Origin of the sequence: Coprococcus intestinihominis, assembly GCF_040096555.1 — a bacterium.
Taxonomy (GTDB): Bacteria; Bacillota; Clostridia; order Lachnospirales; family Lachnospiraceae; genus Coprococcus_A; species Coprococcus_A intestinihominis.
This window is the reverse complement of the sequence record NZ_JBBMEK010000311.1, coordinates 1-3555: the sequence shown is the minus strand read 5'-3', so window position 1 is coordinate 3555 and position 3555 is coordinate 1. Positions and strand designations below refer to the sequence as shown.

At 45.3% G+C, this 3555-nt stretch carries 3 protein-coding genes; 2 read left to right on the top strand and 1 reads right to left on the bottom strand.

The window, feature by feature from the left end:
* Both pyk and WMO25_RS16275 read left to right on the top strand, forming a co-directional pair.
* Positions 1–1713, top strand: a 1713-nt coding sequence (pyk, locus tag WMO25_RS16280; RefSeq protein WP_349086211.1) for a pyruvate kinase, incomplete at its 5' end; no start/stop codon positions are given.
* Positions 1714–1883: 170 nt separating this feature from the next.
* Complete coding sequence (locus WMO25_RS16275) at positions 1884–2801, top strand: S8 family peptidase (RefSeq protein ID WP_349086210.1); 918 nt, start codon at positions 1884–1886, stop codon at positions 2799–2801.
* On the opposite strand, the gene WMO25_RS16270 is transcribed toward WMO25_RS16275, so the two are convergent.
* On the bottom strand, positions 2798–3555 hold a 758-nt coding region (locus WMO25_RS16270), incomplete at its 5' end, for an ATP-binding cassette domain-containing protein (protein ID WP_349086209.1). The two genes, WMO25_RS16275 and WMO25_RS16270, sit on opposite strands and share 4 nt — an antisense overlap.

Sequence of the window (3555 nt, the reverse complement as noted above, 5' to 3'; positions counted from 1 at the left end):
CCTGCAACAAATAATGAAGAAAAGATCAGACAGCTCATGTTGAACGGCATGGATGTTGCACGTATGAATTTTTCCCATGGTGATCATGCATCCCATCTTGCAACACTGAATATTATCAAGAAAGTCAGAGAAGAACTGAATCTTCCTGTTGCAGCCCTGCTTGACACAAAGGGCCCTGAAATCCGTGTCTGCAAGTTTAAAAATGACAGAATTGAACTGCATACAGGCGATACATTCACACTGACAACAAAAGATATTGAGGGTACACAGGATATCGTCAGCATCACCTACAAGAATCTGATCAACGACGTACAGGTTGGCGGCAGAATTCTGATCGATGATGGTCTCATTGAATTATCTGTTATCAAGAAAACAGATACAGATATCATCTGCCGCGCATTAAACAACGGTGCTGTATCCAACAACAAAGGCGTCAATGTACCTGACTGCCATCTGACAATGCCTTATATCAGCCAGAAAGACTATGATGATATCGTTTTTGCAGTAGAAAACGATTATGATTTCATTGCAGCATCCTTCGTAAGAAACGCGCAGGACGTTCTTGATATCCGCAAGATTCTCGAGGATCATAACGGAACAGATATCAAGATCATCTCCAAGATTGAGAATATGCAGGGTGTTCAGAACATTGATGAGATTATCCGTGTATCAGATGGTATCATGGTAGCTCGTGGTGATATGGGTGTTGAAATTCCATTTGAGGATGTACCTGTACTGCAGAAGATGATCATCAAGAAAGTTTACGAAGCCGGCAAAGTTGTTATCACAGCTACACAGATGCTTGATTCCATGATGAAGAACCCTCGCCCGACGCGTGCAGAAGCCACAGACGTTGCCAATGCCATCTATGACGGTACAAGTGCCATCATGCTTTCCGGCGAAACAGCTGCAGGTCTTTATCCGATTGAAGCCGTTCAGACAATGGTGAAGATTGCTGAAAGTACAGAAGCTTCCATCAACTACCGCAAGCGTTTTAAAGAGAGAACAACACTTGTAAACCCTGATATCACAAATGCCATTTCCCATGCCTGCTGTACAACAGCAATGGATTTGAATGCATCTGCCATCATCAGTGTTACGAAATCCGGCTTCACCGCACGCATGGTTTCCAAGTATCGTCCGGAATGTGCTGTTGTTGCTTGTGTCATGAATAAAAAGGCTTATCGTCAGCTGAACCTTTCCTGGGGTGTAACACCGATCATGATGTGCCAGCTTGAGAAGAACACAGATCAGCTCTTTGACCTGGCCGTTGATACTGCTGAGAAAACAGGCATTGTTCAGCAGGGTGAAGTTGTTGTTATCACAGCCGGTGTACCTCTTGGTGTTTCCGGTACAACAAACCTTATCAAAGTCCATGTTGTCGGCCATGTCCTGATGAAGGGCAAGAGCATCAACGACAAGGTTGTTTCTGGCAATATCTGTGTATGCAAGACAGCCAGCGAACTGCTCCATAACTACAAACCGGGTGATATCATTGTTATTGAAGAAACCAATAATGAGATGATGCCGCAACTTCGTACAGCATCTGCCCTCATTGTTGAAAAAGGCGGTCTTTCATCCCATGCAGCAGTCGTAGGCATGAGCCTTGATATTCCAGTTCTTCTTGAAGCTAAGAATGCAACAGAAATCCTGAAACAGGGCGCTTTCGTAACAGTGGACAGTAAGAAAGGCATTGTTTACGCAAACAAATAACAGACGGTTTTGATCCTCTGTAGCTGCTGCAGATCCGTCACATAACCATACAGACAAAAAATAATCCTGCAATCGGCCTTGGTGCTGCCTGCAGGATTATTTTTTGTCTACTTTTTCAGCTTTATGAATATGATAAATAAACGGTTCTTTCTATCTAAAAGGGGTTCATATTGAATATCGTTCGACAGCGTACAGGCACCGATTCCGCATATAAACAAAATCTCTATGGTTCCGGTATTGGCATTGCTGTTTTAGACAGCGGTATCTATCCCCATCCGGATTTTATGAATCATGGCAGCCGCATTACGGCATTCCGTGATTTTGTCAACCATCGCCAGACACCTTATGATGACAATGGACACGGTACGCATATTGCCGGAATTATCGCTGGCAGCGGCTATTTATCTGAAGGGAAATATATGGGCATGGCTCCCAGGGCCCATCTGATCATCCTGAAAATTCTGGATAGTAAAGGAAACGGCACCGCCGAAACCGTCTGTCGTGCCATTGAATGGACCGTCAGAAACCGTTCCCGTTTTCACATTCACATCCTGAATATCTCCATTGGTGCCAAAGCCGGAGAGGAGACAACAGAGAGCCGAATGCTCATGGATGCCGCCGAATATGCCTGGGACAGAGGACTGACTGTCGTTGCGGCAGCCGGCAATAACGGTCCGGCCTCCGGAAGTGTCACATCCCCCGGAACAAGCAAAAAGATTATTACCGTCGGTGCCGCGCATGAAATTACGGTCCCGGAACACCCCTCAAGCAGCTGTCTCTTTTCCGGAAGGGGACCAACGCGTACCTGCATCTGTAAACCTGAAATTCTCGCTCCCGGTTTCAGGATCTGCTCCTGCGGTCATCTACCTGCTCATCCTTATGTCATCCGCAGCGGTACTTCCATGGCCTCCCCGGTTGTCAGCGGAGGAATCGCCCTGATACTTAATAAATATCCGGATTTAACAAACAAAGAGGTCAAGCGCTGTCTTTTAAAAAGCGCTCGACCTCTGAATTACCCAAAATCCTATCAGGGCTGGGGATTCTTTCACATCCCGGAATGCCTGGACGGCAGGTGCGGCAGTCATTAATCCAGGCTGTCATCGTCGCCCTCCAGCTCTTCCCATAATTCCATTAATGTCAGCTGTTCTTCATCCAAAGCTTCTTTTTCTTTGTTGATCTCCATAAGACGGCTGACATTGGTATAAACATCTTCTTGAACAAGGAGTTCATCCAGTTCCTTTAATCTGGCATCAATGGCATCGATCCGCTCCATTGTTTTCTTCAGCTGGTTCTTACGTTTTCTTTCCTTTGCCTGCAGTTCTTTCTGCTGTTTATAGTCCATTTTGGCTGCACTGACAGTCTCCGTAGTCACTGTCTCTGAGGCAACGGATTCACCGGAAGACTCTGTTGCAGAGGGATTCAGCTGTTTCTCAACATAATAATCATAATTGCCGTTATAATTTGCCAGACCGTTTTCCGACAATTCCAGAATTCTTGTTGCAACCTGGTTGATAAAATAACGGTCATGCGAAACAAAAAGAACTGTACCGCTGTAGGAGCGCAGTGCATTCTCAAGAATCTCTCTGGACATAATATCCAAATGGTTAGTTGGTTCATCGAGAATCAGAAGATTGGCATCAGAGAGCATCAGCTTGGCCAGAGAAACACGCCCGCGTTCACCGCCGCTCAAATCACGGATATATTTAAATACATCGTCGCCTGTAAAAAGAAACGCCGCCAATACATTACGAATACGGGTATGGGTCATAGACGGCCATGTATCGGAAATCTCATCAAAAATCGTCTTATTCATATCCAGAACCTGATGTTCCTGATCATAAT